At 59.9% G+C, this 17,967-nt stretch carries 15 protein-coding genes; 7 read left to right on the forward strand and 8 right to left on the reverse strand.

Annotated features, from left to right (window positions below; genetic code table 11):
• The first annotated feature begins 9 nt into the window (after positions 1-9).
• The 3 genes from BGE01nite_RS04130 (at position 10) to BGE01nite_RS04140 (ending at position 3,131) form a co-directional block, all read left to right on the forward strand.
• Positions 10-1,449 (forward strand): DNRLRE domain-containing protein, encoded by a 1,440-nt coding sequence (locus BGE01nite_RS04130; RefSeq protein ID WP_146849010.1) that lies wholly within the window; start codon positions 10-12, stop codon positions 1,447-1,449.
• A 100-nt stretch (positions 1,450-1,549) separates the two neighbouring features.
• Positions 1,550-2,152 carry a TetR/AcrR family transcriptional regulator gene (locus BGE01nite_RS04135; protein WP_146849011.1) on the forward strand — a complete coding sequence of 201 codons (603 nt, stop codon included), beginning with the start codon at positions 1,550-1,552 and terminating at the stop codon, positions 2,150-2,152.
• A 220-nt stretch (positions 2,153-2,372) separates the two neighbouring features.
• Entirely contained in the window at positions 2,373-3,131 is a 759-nt protein-coding gene (locus BGE01nite_RS04140) for a glucose 1-dehydrogenase (RefSeq protein WP_146849012.1), read from the forward strand.
• Positions 3,132-3,396: 265 nt separating this feature from the next.
• On the opposite strand, the gene BGE01nite_RS04145 is transcribed toward BGE01nite_RS04140, so the two are convergent.
• Together BGE01nite_RS04145 and BGE01nite_RS04150 are read right to left on the reverse strand one after the other, a co-directional pair.
• Positions 3,397-4,113, reverse strand: a complete 717-nt coding sequence (locus BGE01nite_RS04145; protein ID WP_146849013.1) for an MOSC domain-containing protein — start codon at positions 4,111-4,113, stop codon at positions 3,397-3,399.
• Positions 4,110-4,466 (reverse strand): winged helix-turn-helix transcriptional regulator, encoded by a 357-nt coding sequence (locus BGE01nite_RS04150; protein ID WP_246145662.1) that lies wholly within the window; start codon positions 4,464-4,466, stop codon positions 4,110-4,112. Before BGE01nite_RS04150 ends, BGE01nite_RS04145 begins: the two co-directional genes overlap by 4 nt.
• 149 nt (positions 4,467-4,615) lie before the next feature.
• Between BGE01nite_RS04150 and BGE01nite_RS04155 the strand changes: the two genes are divergently transcribed.
• Positions 4,616-4,852 (forward strand): thioredoxin family protein, encoded by a 237-nt coding sequence (locus BGE01nite_RS04155; protein ID WP_146849014.1) that lies wholly within the window; start codon positions 4,616-4,618, stop codon positions 4,850-4,852.
• A 134-nt stretch (positions 4,853-4,986) separates the two neighbouring features.
• Positions 4,987-6,432 carry an FAD-dependent oxidoreductase gene (locus BGE01nite_RS04160; protein WP_146849015.1) on the forward strand — a complete coding sequence of 482 codons (1,446 nt, stop codon included), beginning with the start codon at positions 4,987-4,989 and terminating at the stop codon, positions 6,430-6,432.
• Positions 6,433-6,526: 94 nt separating this feature from the next.
• On the opposite strand, the gene BGE01nite_RS04165 is transcribed toward BGE01nite_RS04160, so the two are convergent.
• The 4 genes from BGE01nite_RS04165 to BGE01nite_RS04180 form a co-directional block, all read right to left on the reverse strand.
• Positions 6,527-6,919, reverse strand: coding sequence for a hypothetical protein (locus BGE01nite_RS04165; RefSeq protein ID WP_146849016.1), 393 nt, complete (start codon positions 6,917-6,919; stop codon positions 6,527-6,529).
• Between the two features lie 166 nt (positions 6,920-7,085).
• On the reverse strand, positions 7,086-8,075 hold the full coding sequence (locus BGE01nite_RS04170; RefSeq protein ID WP_146849017.1) for an ABC transporter permease: 990 nt from the start codon (positions 8,073-8,075) through the stop codon (positions 7,086-7,088).
• On the reverse strand, positions 8,068-8,988 hold the full coding sequence (locus tag BGE01nite_RS04175) for an ABC transporter permease (protein WP_146849018.1): 921 nt from the start codon (positions 8,986-8,988) through the stop codon (positions 8,068-8,070). Before BGE01nite_RS04175 ends, BGE01nite_RS04170 begins: the two co-directional genes overlap by 8 nt.
• Positions 8,989-9,126: 138 nt before the next feature.
• Complete coding sequence (locus tag BGE01nite_RS04180; protein ID WP_218032890.1) at positions 9,127-10,749, reverse strand: hypothetical protein; 1,623 nt, start codon at positions 10,747-10,749, stop codon at positions 9,127-9,129.
• A 702-nt stretch (positions 10,750-11,451) separates the two neighbouring features.
• Between BGE01nite_RS04180 and BGE01nite_RS04185 the strand changes: the two genes are divergently transcribed.
• Positions 11,452-12,798: a Gfo/Idh/MocA family protein gene (locus BGE01nite_RS04185; protein ID WP_146849020.1), complete on the forward strand. Its 1,347-nt coding sequence runs from the start codon at positions 11,452-11,454 to the stop codon at positions 12,796-12,798.
• Positions 12,799-13,403: 605 nt separating this feature from the next.
• Here the strand turns inward: BGE01nite_RS04185 and BGE01nite_RS04190 are convergent.
• A complete protein-coding gene (locus BGE01nite_RS04190) occupies positions 13,404-15,041 on the reverse strand; it encodes a sodium:solute symporter (RefSeq protein ID WP_170266578.1) in 1,638 nt (545 codons plus the stop codon).
• An 87-nt stretch (positions 15,042-15,128) separates the two neighbouring features.
• Here BGE01nite_RS04190 and BGE01nite_RS04195 point away from each other — a divergent pair, with 87 nt between their 5' ends.
• Positions 15,129-16,055 carry a metal ABC transporter substrate-binding protein gene (locus BGE01nite_RS04195; RefSeq protein ID WP_146849022.1) on the forward strand — a complete coding sequence of 309 codons (927 nt, stop codon included), beginning with the start codon at positions 15,129-15,131 and terminating at the stop codon, positions 16,053-16,055.
• A 1,034-nt stretch (positions 16,056-17,089) separates the two neighbouring features.
• Here the strand turns inward: BGE01nite_RS04195 and BGE01nite_RS04200 are convergent.
• A complete protein-coding gene (locus BGE01nite_RS04200) occupies positions 17,090-17,962 on the reverse strand; it encodes an IS4 family transposase (protein ID WP_170266579.1) in 873 nt (290 codons plus the stop codon).
• Positions 17,963-17,967: the final 5 nt, after the last annotated feature.

Below are 17,967 nucleotides of genomic sequence, written 5' to 3' on the forward strand. Positions count from 1 at the left end.
ATACGAGAGATGAAACCGAACGAACAATTTCAACTCCTGGAACTCTGGGAACGTGCCCGGAGCGGCGAGATCAGCGAGGCGGAGCAGGCGCACCTGAATGCGCTGATCCGCGATGATGCGGAAGCACGCGCGCTGCTGGCGAAAGCCGCGCTGATGGATGCGGAGATGCGTCATGCGGATGAGAGCTTCTTTGCCGAGCCAGCGGAACAGTCGAAGAATGCTGCGGCCCAACCAACGATGCGGCCGTGGTATTGGCACGCGGTGACGGCTGCGGCTGCTGCCGTGGTGGCGCTGGGTGGTGTGTGGATGATGGATGATGCGCCGAAACCGGTGGCGACACTTGCCAAGGCCCGTGCCTGCAAGTGGGGTAACAGCGCGCTGCCGACTCTGGAAGGTGCGCAGCTCACTCCCGGAACGCTGGAGTTGCTGGAAGGGATGGCGACGCTGAAGTTTGCCAGCGGTGCTGAGGTAACGCTCGAGGCTCCGGTGAGCATGGAGGTGGTCTCCAACATGGAGTGCCGTGTGAAGAAGGGCACGGTGGTGGCGGATGTGCCGCCGCAGGCAAAAGGCTTCACCATTCACACGCCGGAGACGAAGGTGGTGGACTGGGGCACGCGCTTTGGCGTGAGCGCCAGTGAGGATGGCAAGTGCATGGTGCACGTCATCGAAGGTTTGGTGGAAGTGCAGCGCGATGGTGAGAAGGGCAGCAAGGAGCTGCGTGCCGGCCAACGTGTGGATTATGGAAACTTCCTGGCCACAGCGGTAAATCCGGATGCGGATCGTGATGACCAACCGGAGTCGGGCCGCTGGCTGCCGGATACCATCCGCGATCTCGGTGATGGCTGGCAGGCGGTGACGACGGCGTATGGCGAGGGTCGTGACTCATGGATCCAGTCTAACAACTCGATCAAGGTCACCGGGCATGAGTCCTTTCTGCGTGTGAAGCACACGACCTATGATCTGAAGCTGGACCGCAAGGCTTACATGGCCTTTGACCTGTCCCGCTTCCGTGGGAAACCGATCGAGGACGCGGAGTTTGAGATCCAGCTGGAGCCGAGCGAACTAGGCTTTGCCTCGCTGGTGCCGGATGCGACCTTTGCCGTGTATGCGCTGACAGATGAGTCTCAGGATGCGTGGAATGAAGAGACGCTGAGATGGAACTCGGCGCCGGCGCATGATGATGCGGAGGAGCATCGCATCACCGCTGTGGCCGGCCAGGCGAAGCGTGTGGGGCAGTTCATCGTGCCGCAGGGGACGACGCGCGGGGCTTACTCCGTGAAGAGTCCGGAACTACTGGAGGTGCTGCGTGCGGACACGAACGGGCTGGTGACGCTGATCATCTGCCGTGAGACGAATGAGATGACCCGCAACGGGCTGGCCCATGCCTTTGCCAGCAAGGAGAGCTCTCGCAACGCACCTCCGACGCTGCGGGTGAAGGTGGCGAAGTGAGGGGGTGTGCCGGTGTGATTTTGAAAAAACTCAAAATCGCGCTTGCACGTTTAGACCGATTGGTCTAAACCTCTTTCACACGAACGACAAACCACACCCCATGAACGCCACTGCCAACAATGACACCAAGGAACGCATCCTGGATGCGGCCGTGGGCATCGTGTTGGAGAAGGGCTTCAGTGGGGTGGGCATCAATGAGATCCTGAAGGCGGTGAATGTGCCGAAAGGTTCCTTTTATCATTGGTTCACGTCCAAGGAGCAGTTTGGCGTGGAGTTACTGAAGTATTTCGGTGGCAAGGCGCAGGCTTACACCCGCAAGTGGCTGACAAAGACGGACACGATCCCGAACGCCTATGAGCGCTTGGTGGCCTTCTATGAGGCGCGGCTTTCGATGACTCTGGAGCAGGACTGCCAGCAGGGCTGTCTGGTCAGCAAGCTCACCGCCGAGGTGTCCTCCTGGAGCGATGCCATGCGCGCCGAGGTGTCCGCTAACTATGACGCTGCCATCTCTCTCCTGCGGCGCGTGATTGAGGAGGGTCAGGCCCAGGGCAGCATCCGGCAGTCACTGGATGCAGGCCACACCGCCAGCATCATCCATGACGTCTGGCTCGGCGCTTACCTGCGCGGCACTGCCGGAAAGCAGGTGCAGCCGCTCCGTGAAGCTCTTCAGTTCGTGAAGAGCTATCTCCCCGCCAACCGTTGATTTTTTTTACCCTCATTGTAGACGACCGGTCTAATCATTAACTTCCCAATGCCATGACTGCCTCAAACTTCGCCCTCCTTCTAATCGTCCTGAATGCCATCGCGACGCTGCTGAAGCTGCGCTGATCCAGCCCGGCACTTACCCCTTTTCTTCCACCTTGTGGAGAATCCCCAAAAACAAACCCAAACAGAACCTACATCAACCTAATCAACAGAACGTCATGAGCACTGCATCCAAACTCTCGAATCAAGTCGCCCTCGTCACCGGAGCCAGCAAAGGCATCGGAGCCGCCATCGCCAAGGACCTCGCCAAAGCAGGCGCTGCCGTCGCAGTGAACTATGCCTCCAGCAAGGCTGGCGCGGACAAGATCGTCGCTGAAATCACCCAGGCCGGAGGCAAGGCTATCGCTGTGCAGGGCGATGTGGCCAAGCCTGAGGACGTCACCCGTCTCGTCGCGGAGACTGTGGCTGCCTTTGGCAAGATCGACATCCTGGTGAACAACGCCGGTGTGTATGAATTCGCGCCTCTCGAAGTCATCACTCCGGATCATTTCCACCGCCAGTTTAACATCAACGTCCTCGGCCTCCTTCTCACAACCCAGGAAGCGGTGAAGCACTTCCCCGCCAGTGGTGGCAGTGTGGTGAACATCAGCTCCACCATCACCGCCCTGAAGCTGCCCGCCACTGCCGCCTATACCGGCACGAAGGCAGCCGTGGATGCCATCACTTCTGTTCTCGCCAAGGAACTCGCACCGCGTCAGATCCGCGTGAACTCCATCAATCCCGGCATCGTGGAAACCGAAGGCACGCACAGCGGCGGCATCATCGGCACCGACTTCGCGAACAAGGCCATTGCCGACACACCGCTGGGCCGCATCGGCCAGCCGGATGATGTCGCGAAGGTGGTGACCTTCATCGCATCGCCCGATGCTGGCTGGGTCACGGGTGAGGTCATTCGTGTGAGTGGCGGTGTGGGCTAACGAAAAGTTAGTTTGCTAGTCGATTAATGAGCATTGAGACTGCCGGGGTGACCCGGCAGCCTTTTGTACTTGGTGTGGAAGTCGCGAAGCGTCCCGGAGTGCGGTGGCAAGCGCTAAGGCGCGACACCGCTAGGCGCGCAGAGAAAGTCTTCGAAATAGGTTAACGTCATGTGCGCATGAGAGCGGTGTCTGCGATGCACGGTGGCCCGTGCATCTCTGCCACCGCACTCCAGGACGCTCCGCGACTCCTTCATGCCGTGCCATTTCAGCCCGGCTGATCTGTTCGCGCATTCTTAACTGCGCCACTTTCCACGGGCCGGTTGGCTCTCGCCCAGAGGCCGTCCTTCCAGCTCGCGGAGAGCAGAGGACACTGCGCCAGTTCCTTCGCAGCCTCGGCATCGTTTTTGCGATGATGCATGATCTCATTGCACAGGTCGATGCTCCACTGCGGAAAAAGACGCTCGAGCAGCGTTAATGTGTCTCCTGCACTCACATGACCATGCTGCAGCACTCGGAAATAGTAGCCGGTGCGCCCGGTCTGCTCCACCTGCGCGGCGAGATCCTTCACGCGCCAGCGGCGTGCGAGCTTCCAGCAAGGCTGTCGAGGTTGCGAGACCTGCACGCGTGCCTCGCCGAGTGAAAACACATCACCGATGCAGACATCGGTCTCGATCAGGCCCGTGAGGCTGAGGTTCTCACCAAAGGCGCCGTAGGCCAGATCAGGCAGCGCGAGCTGCTCACGCCAGTAGGGGTAGTGCTCCGTGGCATAGACGCACACGGCTTTTTCGGAGCCGCCATGATGCCGGCGGTCCGCCTGCTCATCACCGCGGAAGCCCTCATAGCCTAACCAAAGGTTGTCCAAATGCGGTTGCTTGTAAAAGCCGGTCTGCCAGGGCTTGTCCCACCACTCACCCGTGCCGGTGGGCTGAATCTCACTGGCTTTGCCCGCATGCAGGGCATCGACAAAGGCGCTGATGTTCATGAGGCGGGATCGGGATGTTGCGCATTCAGCAGCCGCACCTGCTCCAGCAGCGCGGCGAGTTTCGTGCCGTTGTCCGTGAGCGCATAGTCCACGCGCGCGGGCAGGCCGCTTTGCTCCGTGCGTGAGAGCACCTGGAAGTCCACCAGCTTGCGCAGACGCTCGTTCAGCACCTTGGTGGAGATGCCGGGAATGTAGCGCTCCAGCTCGCCAGGACGTGTCACGCCTTGAGACACCGCGGCGACCACCAGCGTGCTCCATTTGCAGCCAATGACATCTTCAAAGCGATGATACGCCTTGCGGTCAGACAGCGGAATGAAGCGGGCTTTTTTCGCGGGCATCGTGTGAGCATGCATGAAGCCAAGATGAGCGGGCCTGTCGAGTGGGAACCTTTTGGTAACCACCCCCTCAAAAGGTGCCCTCTTTTCAGATTTTCGATGTGCCGGAGAGTGGCTCACAACTCAAACGAGTTGCACAAAAACTCCAACATAGAAACACACACATCATGAAAGCCAAAGCCACCTTCTACCATGCTGGTTGTCCCGTTTGCGTGGAGGCAGAGCAAAACGTCGCCGCTGCCCTGGACCCACAACGTTTCGAGGTCGAGATCGTCCATCTGGGCAATGACAAGGCCCGCGTGGCCGAAGCCGAGAGCGCCGGAGTGAAATCCGTCCCTGCGCTGGTCATCGACGGCCTGCCCTTCCACATCAACTTCGGTGCGGATCTGAGCGCGCTGAAATAAGAGCACGTTTGCTCAGACAAACACCCGGCCATGGAGCACCCATCGCCGGGTTTTTGTTGTTTCGATGTAAAGATCGCAGCCACAACCCGAACTTCTTGAAAGCAGGGAAGGGGAGTGATCGTGTTTCCTACCCCATGAAACCTGCCGCCGTTTCCCGCCGCCATTTCCTCTCCGCCGCCCTCGCTGGCAGCGCCGCCACCCAGGCCACGGCTGCTGCGGAGACACCTGCCGCCAAGCCGGGCCAGTTTGCCGAACCTGCGCGAGACATTCCCTATGTGGAAGATGCGGACGTCATCGTCTGCGGTGCGGGGCCTGCCGGAGTCACCGCAGCTATCACCGCGGCACGTGCCGGCGCCAAGGTGCGCCTCTTTGAATGGCGCGGCTGCCTGGGCGGCATCTGGACAGCCGGCCTGCTGGGTTATTTCCTGGACTTCGACAAGCCAGGCTTCGCCAAAGAGCTTCGTCTGAAGCTGGATGCGCGCAACGCGCGTGCGAACACCAAAAGCAACAGCGCCTTCTGCTATGATCCGGAGGCTCTGAAGCTGCTGCTGGAGGAACTCTGCGTGGAGGCTGGTGTGAAGTTTCAGTATCACACGAAAGTCAGCGCCGCTTTCAAAGAAGGCAATCGCCTAACAACAATCGTGACTGAATCCAAGTCCGGTCGCCAGGCATGGCGCGCACCTGTGTTCATTGATACCACAGGCGATGGCGATCTCGGCGCGCTCGCGGGTTGTGGATTCAAGGTCGGTGACACGAACGACATCGACTCCGAGGTCACCTGTCCCTGCCAGCCGCTGTCTCTCAATGCGCTGCTGGTGGTGAAGGACGCGGAAGCGCTGCGCGAATACATTCGCTTTGGCACGCCGAACCCTGGCGAGAACTCCAAGAACGAGAAGAAGCTCCGCATCCGCGATGCCATCACCAAGGCTACGGGTGAGATCCCGTCCTACGCCAGTTCCACGCTCTGGCATGTGAGCGGCAACCTGTGCTTTGCCATGTTTAACCATGAGTATGGTGTGAAGCCCTGGGACGCGGCTGAGATCACCGCCGCCACCGTGCGTGCCCGTGCTGACATGCACAAGATGGTCAACGGCCTGCGCAGCCTTGGCGGCCCGTGGGAAGGCATCCAGATCGTGGCCACGGCGGAGCAGATCGGCGTGCGCGATGGCCGCCGCATCGCGGGCCGCTACACCGTGCAGACAGATGACCTGGTGAAAGGCGCACGCTATGATGATGGCGTGGTGCGCGTGACCTTTGGCGTGGATGTGCATTCCCTCACCTCCGCGCATAACAAGGAGCAGAAAAGCGGCGCGGCCAGCAAGGGGGTCAAGGTCACCCCTTATGACATTCCGCTGCGTGCCTTGATCGCCAAAGATGTGGACGGCCTCATGATGGCCGGCCGCTGCATCAGTGGAGATTTCATTTCCCACTCCAGCTACCGCGTGACCGGGAACTCCGTGGCCATGGGTGAGGCCACCGGTGTCATTGGCGCTCTCGCGGCGCTGTCCAAGCGCATGCCGCATGACGTGCCATGGTCAGAAGGCCTGGCGAAGCTGAAGGACATCGGCCAGCGGGTCTGACGCGCTTCGTTTGTCTGATCTGTTTGATTCACAAAGGTCCTCAATTCTTTTGAGGACCTTTTGGTTAACCCAGTTCACGGATGCGGACGCGACTTCAGTTCAAACTGAAAGCCTTCCCGCCCTCAAACACCGGCGTCATCAGGCAGCGTGTCGCCTTCACCTTTTTCTTCGGGCACACCAGCGCGGAGTCAAAGAGCATGGACACCTTGAAAAGCAGCGTTCCGTCCTGCCTCCGCACCTGCGCGCACTGCACCACAAAGCCCTGCATCATCACCCACTTGCCGTGCGCTTCCAGCTTCTCCTGAAGCCTCGGTGACAGCGAGTCACGCCGCATGCGCATCTGCAGTTCGGAGCCAATTTGAAAACGATGCCGTGACCAGAAGACGATGCCGTTGTCTGTCACATCGCACATCTCCACGACGGTCTGCCCTCCCCCGCCACGCTTCGGCGCGGAGGTGTCCTGCGGGTGCTGGCCGTGGTTTGCCATGGGACAAGACAGGAAGAATGATGACGGCGCAGAACAAGCCACGCCTCTGATTTTCGTCAAGGGTGGGGAATACCCCACCTCACGTCTCTCTTCTCATCTCTGAATCGTGCAGAAAGCGGGATCCTCCACCCCCAGAACGAATCTCCCCATCCCCCATCACCGATCCTCAATCCGCGCTCTTCGGATCAAACGCATCCCGCAATCCGTCTCCCAGAAAGTTCAGCGCCAACAAACTGAGAGACATCAGCACGGCCGGAAAGGCCAGCAGCCACCACTTGCTCTCCACGGGATTGATCACCTGCGCACCGTCCTTCAGCAGAGATCCCCAGCTTGCGGCCGGGTCCTCGATCCCGAGCCCGAGGAAGCTCAGGAAGGACTCGTCCAGAATCACCGCCGGGATGGTCAGCGTCAGGTAGGTGAGGATGATCGTGCTCAGATTCGGCAGCAGATGCTTGCGCAAAATCTGCCAGTTGCTCTGCCCCATCGCTCGCGAGGCCGTGACAAAGGTCAGCTCACGCAGCACCAGCACCTGGCCGCGGATGATGCGTGCCATGGTGAGCCACTCCACCAGTCCCAGGCTGATGATCATGACCACGATCTTCGAGTAGGGCATCAGGTAGTGTGCCGCCTCTTCCAGCCTCTTCCACCCAGCCTCTTGCGACCACAGGCGGATGCCGTCCAGCCAGTCTTTAAACACACTGTCAAAGGCCGCGATGAAGATCATGATGAAAAGGATGCGCGGCACCGCGTACAGCAGGTCCACCACCCGCATCATCAGCGCATCCACACGCCCACCCATGAAGCCGCTGATCATGCCATACAGCGTGCCGATGATCAGCGAGATGGCCGCGCCCACGATGCCCACGCCCATGGAAACCTGCGCGCCTGTGAGCAGACGGTAAAAGAGATCCTGCCCGTTTTTGTCCGTGCCGCAAACATGTGTCACCGGCGCGTCCACGCCACTCGCCAGCGGTGGCAGAAAGGCGCCGTTGCTCGTCGTTTTCAACGCATCAGGCAGAAAGAAAGGCACCGTGAATGCCAGCACCACCAGCACCGCCAGGAAGACCAGCGAGATCATCGCCGGCTTGCTGCGGCGCACGATCTCCCAGCCATCCGGCCGATGCAGAGAGGCAGATGTCTTCGGTGCGTCAGCCATGGACTCGGATGCGCTTGTCGAGGACACTGTAGAGCAGGTCCACGATGAGGTTGAAGACAATCAGCAGCGTGCAGTACACGATCACCGCGCCGCAGAGCGGAAAGGGATCGCGGTTCTGGATCGAGTTCACAAAGATGCTGCCCGCGCCGGAGATGTTAAAGACCGTCTCCACGATCATGGAGCCTGTGAGCAGGTTCGCCGCCAGAGGTCCCAGATAGGTCACCACCGGCAGGATGGCCACCTTCAGCGCGTGGCGTGACACCGCCTGCGCCTCTGTCAGCCCCTTTGCGCGGGCCGTGCGGAGGAAGTCACTCTTCAAAACGTCTAACAAACTATTCCTCATTAGTCTCGCCACATACGCGATGTAAGGCATGGAAAGGCAGATCGAGGGCAAAATGAGGTGCGACACATCACCCCAGCCGCCCACTGGCAGCCAGTGCAGCCACAGCGCAAAGACGGCGATCAAAAACGGCCCCGTGATGAAGGAGGGGATCGAGATGGCCAGCAGCGCACCCAGCATTGCGCCCACGTCCACCGGCGTGTCACGGCGCATCGCCGCCACCGCGCCCAGCAGCACACCCAGCGTGCTCGCGATGACGAAGGCAATGCCACCCAGCTTCAGCGAGGAAGGCATCTTCTGCTCCAGGATCTCCGCCACCGTCCAGTCGCGATACTTCGTCGAAAGCCGCATGTCCAGCCGCGCCAGATCCGCCATGTAGGACGTGTACTGCTGCCACAGCGAGCCGTTCAGCTTGTACTTCTCCTGCAGATTCTCCTGCACCTTCGCCGAGCCGCCTTTCTCCCGGTCAAACGGCCCGCCCGGCAGCAGCCGGATCAGCAGGAACGTCAGCGACACCGCAAAGAACAGCACCAGAATGCTGCTGAAGAGGCGGCGCAGAAGGAAGGAGAACATCAGGGAAGGGTAGGGAGGCTCGGCAGCCCGCATTCATGTCCGTGAATGCCCGCGAACCAACCCCGAAAATGCGAAAAGTGCATTCTCGATGGAGTGCGGAGGTCTCCATCCGCACCCCGTTTCAAAAAGCGGTCCTCATCACTCCAGCGTGTCCTTGCGGCGGGCATCAAAATCATCTCCCGTGATGACCAGAGCGCTGATGTCATTTTGCAAAATGACCCGCTTGCCACCTCCCTTGCCACGGTAGGTGAAGGGTGTCGCGAGAATGATCGCATCTCCCGGAGAGTCGTCGGTGATCGTGGGATCATACAGCCAGGCCACTGGCGCTTTGGTGACAGGATCCTCGGCAAAGAGCGCGGTGTCATCTGGCAGCAGCCCCTCGAGCACCAGGGTGGAGAGCTTTGCTGGCAGCTTCCCGTTGCCTTTCTTCTTGGCGTAGACTTTCAGCGCCACCGCCACTTCGCGTGCACGTGTGCTCATCGCCGTCTGCTTGGACATGTCCTGGATCACATTCACCGTCGGCACCGCCAGGCTCGCCATGATGGAGATCGTGGTGATCGTCGCCAGCGCGGAGGGTTGAGAAACGGGCAGCGTCGTGTTGGCCGCACCCAGGCTGCCGTCCGCCAGGTTCACTTGGGCGAAGGCCTGTGCATGCGCCGTGTAGGGCTTTGACCAGTCCAGGATCGCCGTCCACATTTCCATCTCGCTGGCGCTGCTCTGGCTCTGCTTCATCGCCTGCGGCACCAGTTTCAGCAGCTCCTGCTGAAGTCGTGTGGACACATACAGCGCGCCATTGCCAGAGGCCGGCAGGCCCTGCCATTCGGTCTCAAAGGCCGGCGTCTTTGCCAGCTTGTCCGCGGGATCCAGCAGCGCTTTCAGGAAGCTGGTGCGCGTCGCCAGGATCACGCGATCCGCTGCCTTGTCCCAGTGCAGGCTCGGCTGGAAATCCATCGGCTCAGGCCCCATCGGACCTTTGAAGGTGATGATCACGGCATTGCCTTCCTCCTTCAGATCCACCGGCGCGCCACCATTCTTCAGCACGGGAAGGAACTGCTGCGAGAGCGGCTCCAGCAGCCAGCCGATGCGGTCGATCACCAGCGCCGCATCGATGCCCGGCATCATCACCCCGGACTGGCCTGCAGGCAGCTGCTGCTCAGGGTTCAGCCGCGCCACCAGCGCCACACGCGCCGCCAGCTTCTCCAGGAGCTCTCCCGAGCTCAGCCCCAGCACCGGGATCGGCGTCTTCATCGACTCATCCATCTTCGCCTGCTCCGCCTTCGGCATCAGCGGCCGCACATGTTCCAGGATCGCCTTCGCCGCGTCCTTCGTGTGCAGCGGAAACTCCAGCACCAGGTCCGTGCCTTTGGGGGACACCGCGTGCAGCACCAGCGGCTCCGCCGCACCTCCAGAGAGAGTCATCAGTCCTTTGCGACCTTCGGGGATGAAAGCAAAGGTCGTTAGGTGATTCTGCCCGTTCGGCAGTGCCCGCACGCTGGATCCCACCGCCTTCACCTGGTCCAGCCCCATCACATCAAAGAGCTTCGCAAAGGAAAGGTTCGGTGGCACATCCTTCTTCTGCTCCGCGGGCATCTTCGCCAGCGCATTGTCAAAGAAGGAGCTCAGGCTCGCCCAGATGGAGCTCTGCTCCTGGTAGCTCAGAGAAGACCCGCCCACCTCCAGGTGAGACATCACCTTCATGAAGTGCGGCGAGGCACCCTCCGTGATCGGAGTCAGCGCGTCAGCACTGTAAAGTGCGCTCATCGAGAAGCCCAGCAGGGCAGAAACCTGAATCAGTCTTGTCTTCATAATAAAAGAAATACGGAGAGCCTTCCCTACTCCCCACCCCAGCCACAAACAAGCCCCGAACCATCCACTTTCGGAGTAGCCAGACCGCCATCACCTTTCACAGATTTTGAACCTTGATTGACTTGGATTGACCTGGATCACCCACGGTAGCGACTGCCCGCGATCTTCGAAGCCTTGGCGAAGGAGATGCGTAAGCCTGCCGTTTCCGAGCTCCGCCAGCTTCCCCATCCAGCCCCTCCCCCGACAAGGTCGAATCCAGTCGGATTGACTCGGATCCCCTTCTTCTGAAACCACCGTCAACAACCGTAAACCACTGTAAACAATCGTAAACTGCTTCCCCGGCTCCTGGCCCTTTCCGCGTATTCCGTGTGTTCCGTAGACCCTCTCTCTGGCCCAGCCGCCCCGGTTCCTCGAGAGTCCGCAGCCTAGGCCCAAGGCTCTCCAAACCTCCTGTGAAAAAGTCATTCATAGCCCCGCACTCTCCACCAACTACGCACCTCCGAAAACGGACCCAAGCGGACCCTTTGGACACCGCGAACTCCCCCTCGAAATCATAAATCATAAATCGTAAATCATAAATAGCCTCCCCGTGCACGAAACCCCGCCCAGTTGCGTATGGTTATGCCCGTTTTCGATCCGAAAAGCTAAAGAGAAACCATGAACCCATCGTCCAACCCTTCCCGTCGTTCCTTTCTGACCACCGCCGCAGGCGCCGTGGCCGCCCCGTTCATCCTCCCCTCCCGCGTCTGGTCCGCTGACACCGCCCCGAACTCCCGCATCAACGTGGGCTTCATCGGCATGGGCAAGATGAACTCCGGCCACCTCGGAAACTTCCTGGGCCGCGAGACCGTCAACGTCGCCGCCGTGTGTGATGTCGACACCAACCGCCGCAACAACGCCAAGGCCACCGTCGAAAAACGCTACGGCGAGAAAAAAGACGGCAGCTACAAAGGCTGTGATGCCTACGCAGACTTCCGCGAGCTCCTCGCCCGCAAGGACATCGACGCCGTCGTCATCGCCACCCCGGACCACTGGCATGCCTTCATCGGCATCGCCGCCGTGAAGGCCGGCAAAGACGTCTACGGTGAGAAACCTCTCACGCACAACGTGCACGAAGCTCTCACGCTGACGAAAGCCGTGCGTGACAGCGGCAAGATCTTCCAGACCGGCTCCCAGCAGCGCTCCAGCAAGGAATTCCGCATCGCCTGTGAGCTCGTCCGCAACGGCGTCATCGGCGAACTGAAGACCATCACCACCTCTTTTGGCGATCCCGCCCCTGTTTACAATCTCAAGGAAGAGCCCGCTGAACCCGGCCTCGACTGGGACATGTGGTGCGGCCCAGGTCCGCTGAAGCCTTACAACAGCATCCTCAGCCCACGCGGCGTGCACAACCACTTCCCCGCCTGGCGTAACACCCGCGAATTCGGCGGCGGCATGATCACCGACTGGGGCGCGCATCACATCGACATCGCCCAGTGGGGCCTTGGCGTCGACGACAGCGGCCCCGTCGAAGTCCGCAGCGCAGGCGTGGACAAGAAGCGCGGCGCGCAGCTTGTGTATGCGAACGGCGTCGTCCTCACCCACGGTGAAGGCAAAGGCGTCTCCTTCTACGGCACCGAGGGCGAGGTCCACGTGAACCGCGGCAAGTTCGAGCTCTGGCTCGGCGGCAAAAAAGTCCACGGCTTCATGGACAAGGAAGTCGACAAAGGCACCTCCCTCGACCGCGAAGTCGTGCTCACCGAGCGCGAGTTCCTCAAGGATGCCAAGGTCAAGCTCTACGAAAGCAAAAACCACCACGACGACTGGCTCAACAGCATCAAGACCCGCGAGCGTCCGATCTGTGACGTCGCCGTCGGTGCCACCACCGTCATCTCCTGCCACTTGATGAACATGTCCTACTACAGCGGCACCAGCTTCAAGTGGAACAACAAAGAGCGCACCTTCGCCGAAGGCGGTGACCCCAAGTGGCTCACCCGCGACTACCGCGGCGACTGGATCGTCTGATCCTGCCTGACCTAACCATCAATCATCCAACAAAGGCGGCTCCACCCGGAGCCGCCTTTTTTGTGCATCGAAGTCGCGAAGCGTCCCGGAGTGCGGTGGCAGAGACGCACGGGGCACCGTGCGTCGTCGACACCGCTTATGACGCGTGATGTTGCGACGCGCTGCCTAATGAACTTCGCGCAGCGCCCCGACGCGCGAGCACCTCAATCGAAGGCCGCTCAAAACCAACCTTCTCGTCTTCCCAACGTGCACGCCATCTCACGTTGGAGTCCAGCCTTTAGGCGATTCCCCGTCACTACGACTCCACATAAGATTCCCCAAACCCCAGATCGGCTAAAGCCTTCACTCCAACGCCTGCAAAACACCTCCGCCATGCATGCGCTCACTGATTCAGAATCCTTTTAACCGCTAATAAGACGCTAATATCCAATCCCTCAAACCGGCCTTTATGAGCGTCTAATCAGCGTCCTATCAGCGGTTAAAAATCTTCAAACTCAGCCACCTCGCACACACGCCACCACCGTCCTCAAACGGCTTGGTCATGAGTCCTCATCAGTGTCCATCAGTGGTAAAAACTGTCTGGAAACGGTCCACACCTCCACGCATCACCGCTCCGCCAGATACCGGTGCTCCTGCTTCTCCAGCGGCGTCCTGAACATCATCGCCACCGCAAAGGTCGTCATCGTCCCAAACATGATCCGCCACGGGAACTCAATCACCGGCATCCACTCCGGACGACTGATCCCCTTCGCTCCAAACAGGTGCATCACATCCGTGTCCAGCCCGCTCATGTAGGCCACCACGACGAACCCGGCGATCATCGCAATTACATTGCCAAAATCATTCCCACGCGTGCGGGTGAAGAGCCCCGTCATGAACACGCCCAGCAGTGATCCATAAGTATAACCAAAGATGCCCAAAATGATCGGCAGGATGCGCAACTGCGGATTGTGGGACGTGACCCAAGCCGTCGCCAGCGCCACGGAAACCAGAAGCGTGGCAAACAGCACCGTGCCAAAGCGCAGCACCTTCACCTTGCCCTCATCCGTCTTCGGCTCGCCAAACCAGCGGAAGTGGAAGTCACGCACATAGCTCGTCGCCAGGGAGTTCAGCGCCGTGCTAAGAGAGCCCATCGTCGTCGCCAGCACCCCGGCGATCACCAGTCCACGCAGACCTGCCGGCATCACCGTCAGCACAAAATACGGGAAGACCTTGTTGGAGGAAACCACACCCGTCGCGCTCTTCGGCAGCATCGCGTCCACATTCTGCTGGTAGAAGACATACAGCAGGATGCCGATGCCCAGCACCACCAGTGTGATCGGCACATCCGCCACCCCGGAGAGGATCGTCGCCATCGCGCTCTGCTTCTTGTTCTTTGCCGTCAGCATGCGCTGCACCATGTCCTGGTCCGTGCCATGCGTGGCCAGCGTCACAAAGGTGGAGCCCAGGAAGGCCGCCCAGATGGTGTACTCCTGCTCCAGCACATGCTTCACATTCCCCCAGAAGCCCGCGCCTTCTTTCAGGCCCAGATCCCACACCGCCAGGTCCTTCGGCCCCGTGAGCATCGCCACCGCGCCATCCCAGCCGCCGGGGATGTGACCCAGCAGATAGATCAGTGAAAAGCTCAGCGCGCAAACCAGCACGCCGATCTGGATCACATCCGTCCAGATCACCGCGCGAATGCCACCCAGCGTCGTGTACACCGCCGTCGCCAGAGTCACCAACACCAGCGCCACCGCTGTGAGCCAGAACTCGGTCGAGGGGGAGATCGCCTGCCCCGGATGCTGCAGATGCCAGATGATCACCAGGATCATCGTCGGCACCCAAAGACGCGTGCCGCTGGCCAGCAGGCGAGTCACCAAAAACACACCGGAAGAAAGCCTGTGCGTTACCGGCCCGAAGCGCGTGCCGAGAAACTCATAAATGCTCACCACACCATGCCGGTAGTAGGCTGGAATGAACACTGCGCTCACCACCACACGCGCCAGCAGATACCCCACGATGAGCTGGATATACGTAAAATTGCGCAGCGCATAGCCCTCGCCCGGAGCGCCAAAAAACGTGCCCGCGCTGATCTCCGCCGCCAGGATCGATGCCAGCACCGCCCACCAGGCAATCTGCCGGTCACCCAGCGCAAAGCCTTCCATGGATCCGCTCTTGCTCCGCTGCGAAAGGCCGATCCACATGATCAGCCCAAAGTAGGCGAGAAGGACGACAGCATCGAGAATCAGAGCGGGGGACATGGCCGTGACTATGAAGCGCGCTCCCCGCATTCGCCAAGATATATCTGGAAGCTCCAAGCGCGCGGAACGTAGAATGCACTCACACGCATGAACCGCCGCCATTCCCTCCTCCTGCTTCCCTTGGTCCTCCTCGCCTCCTGCGGCAAGGAAAACCAGGCCAGGCTCAACTCCGCATCCGTCAGCAAGTCCGGCAAACCCCAGGTCTACGTGGCCAACTACCCGCTCAAATATTTCGCGGAGCGCATCGGTGGAAATCATGTGGAGGTGCACTTCCCCGCACCGGGAGATGAAGACCCCGCCTTCTGGCAGCCGGATGATGCCACCATCGCCAAATATCAAAGCGCTGACCTCATCCTCATGAATGGCGCCACGTATTCCAAGTGGGCGGAGAAGGCCACGCTTCCAGAAGCCAAGATCACGGACACCTCCACCGCCTTCGCAGACAAGTTCATCGAGATCAAATCAGACACCACACACAGTCACGGCCCAGGTGGCGAGCACAGCCACGCCGGCACCGCCTTCACCACCTGGATTGATCTGCAGCAGGCCATCCAGCAAGCTTCCGCTGTGTCAGATGCACTGCAGGCCGTGGCTCCCGTAGGCTCCTCGGAATCCATGAAAGCAGCCTTCACCGCATTGAAAGGCGACCTTGAATCCTTGGATCAACGTTTGTTAGCCGTCGGCAAGCGCATCAATGGCGCCCCGCTCGTGGCATCACATCCGGTGTACCATTATTTCGCTCGGCATTATTCGTTAAACCTTCAGTCCGTTTTGTGGGAACCTGAGACCGTGCCTGATGACAAGGCCATCGAAGATCTCAAGGCCATCCTCGCCAAACATCCCGCCAAGTGGATGATCTGGGAAGGCGAGCCCGCGAAGGAGAGCGTGGCCAAACTTGATGCCATCGGCGTGAAATCACTCGTCTTCGATCCCTGTGGCAACGTCCCTGACTCCGGCGACTTCATCACCGTCATGAAGGCCAATGTGGAGGCTCTGGAGAAAGCTTTTCAATGATCCCTAGGGCCGGGTTTTTGAGAGTCGTTTTCAAAAGCCCGGCTCTAATAAAATTTTTGATTTTGTGTTTGACGGTTCTAAAGGCCCGTGTCAGAATCATCGCACCTTCACCACAAGCTATGAAATCCTATCTACCATCAACAACCGCCGCGAAAGCGCTCTTCGAGCGTTGCGAGGTTGCTCTGCATGGTCGGTTCGGAAGAACGGCCCAGACCCAGATTTTGATGGGTCGTGATTGGAGCAACCCGAGCCCGGAGGCACACGAGCAGAGACAGTCCTGACTGTCGGTTTAATACCAGCTTTTCCCAGAGAAAGCCCTGCTCGCCGAAGACGCAAGCAGGGCTTTTTGTTGGTCTGAAATCCTGCCCAGCCAACCCTTTCCATCCAAACTCACCCATCTTTCTCTCAACCTAGACGGTTGACCCTTTAACACAAAAACCCCGGCACCTGTTTGCAGCAGATACCGGGGCGAGATCCAGCCTTGGACGACTCCCGGAGGAGTCATTGAAAACCCAGAGCGTGACCTTTTCATAGGTCGCACCCTTCCTCCCCGATGTCAACCATGGCCATCTCATCGATAAATCTATTTCCTAAGCCAAGGCTTCGGAAAGAGGGGCCTTTATGCCCCGAAAAAGACATCACGAAACGGCTTCCCGGGAGGTGTGCCATAAACACCGAAACATCCGCCGTGAAAACGCCTGCGGGTGCGACGCCAGAGGTGAACTAGCTTCATCCGAGTGCGTGGCAGCGGTGTTCGTTCTTTATGGTTGGTCATCATGATCGCCTCTCGAAACAAGCGTTTCTAGAGCCGGTCCTATAAGCATGACCAGCCATGAAAGGGCACAGAGCCACGGTATAGTTGGATAGGTTGCGTGGGTTCGGGGGAATCCGTTAGCAGTGGCATGACCGTCTCTGTGTCCTTTCATGGTTGGACGGCTCCTGAGCAGATCATCTCCCTATATAGAGTGCAGAGTGCAAACGGCCGCGCCGAAGTCGCGACAGCGTCCCGGAGTGCGGTGGCAGAGACCTGAGCTTTACCCATAAGTTGGTTGGGGGTTAAGCCTGCGCCAGACCTCCGTGATGAGGTCCAGTTTGTTCAGGCCTATCCACAACGTCTGCGCTCCGGGATGTCCGTCACCCTTGCGTCCAAGATGTCCGCCGAGCCGGCCGATGTTCCTCACCGCTTCTCCCAAAGTCATCGGTGGCGCGTTCTTTGCTCGCTTCTTTCCGTGGTTCACATACGCCTCCAGCGCGTTGACCTCGTCCTCATCCAGCCAGTCTGTGGCTGGACTCTCAGGCCTCTGCCGCGCCGCCGCGCTCATCCCCATGATCCGGCTCGCCACCAGCATGTCCAGCACCATCATCGGCTTGAGCCGCTCCAGCTGACGCATCTGCCGCTCCTCCACCCGACATCCTGTCTTCAAGATGCGGTGGAACTCCTCGATCTGCCAGCGCTTGGCATACCACCCGGCCAGCTGGATGGCTCCCTCCAGGCTGTCCACCTCCAGCGTGGTCAGCAACCGCCAGCAGATGCCTTTGCCTTTCGGGGCGTTCTCCTCGCGCAGTTCCACGATGCTGGCCTCAACCACGGTGTCCATCTTCAGATACTTCGCCTTGTGTTTGGGCACCGCGATGGTGACGCGCTCAAAGCGCACGCTCAGCGTGACCTCACCACGCGCTTTCTGGCCCTGGCTGCGCGGCAGTTGCAACGTGTGGCTGCCCGCAGGCTCGCTCTGCGCAAGACGGCTCCACATCTGCGCCTCCTCTTCCTCCTGCTCCTCCTGTCCTGGCTTGGGCTTGGCCAGCGTGCGGTTGTACTGGGACCTGACCAGCAGTGCGACGCCTTGCTCACGATGCTGCTGGGCTTGCACCAGCAGCTCATAAATGTCCGCCTCCCGGTCTCCCACGCTGA

It is taken from the genome of Prosthecobacter gellanilyticus (genome assembly GCF_007992435.1).
Classification (GTDB): domain Bacteria; phylum Verrucomicrobiota; class Verrucomicrobiia; order Verrucomicrobiales; family Verrucomicrobiaceae; genus Prosthecobacter; species Prosthecobacter gellanilyticus.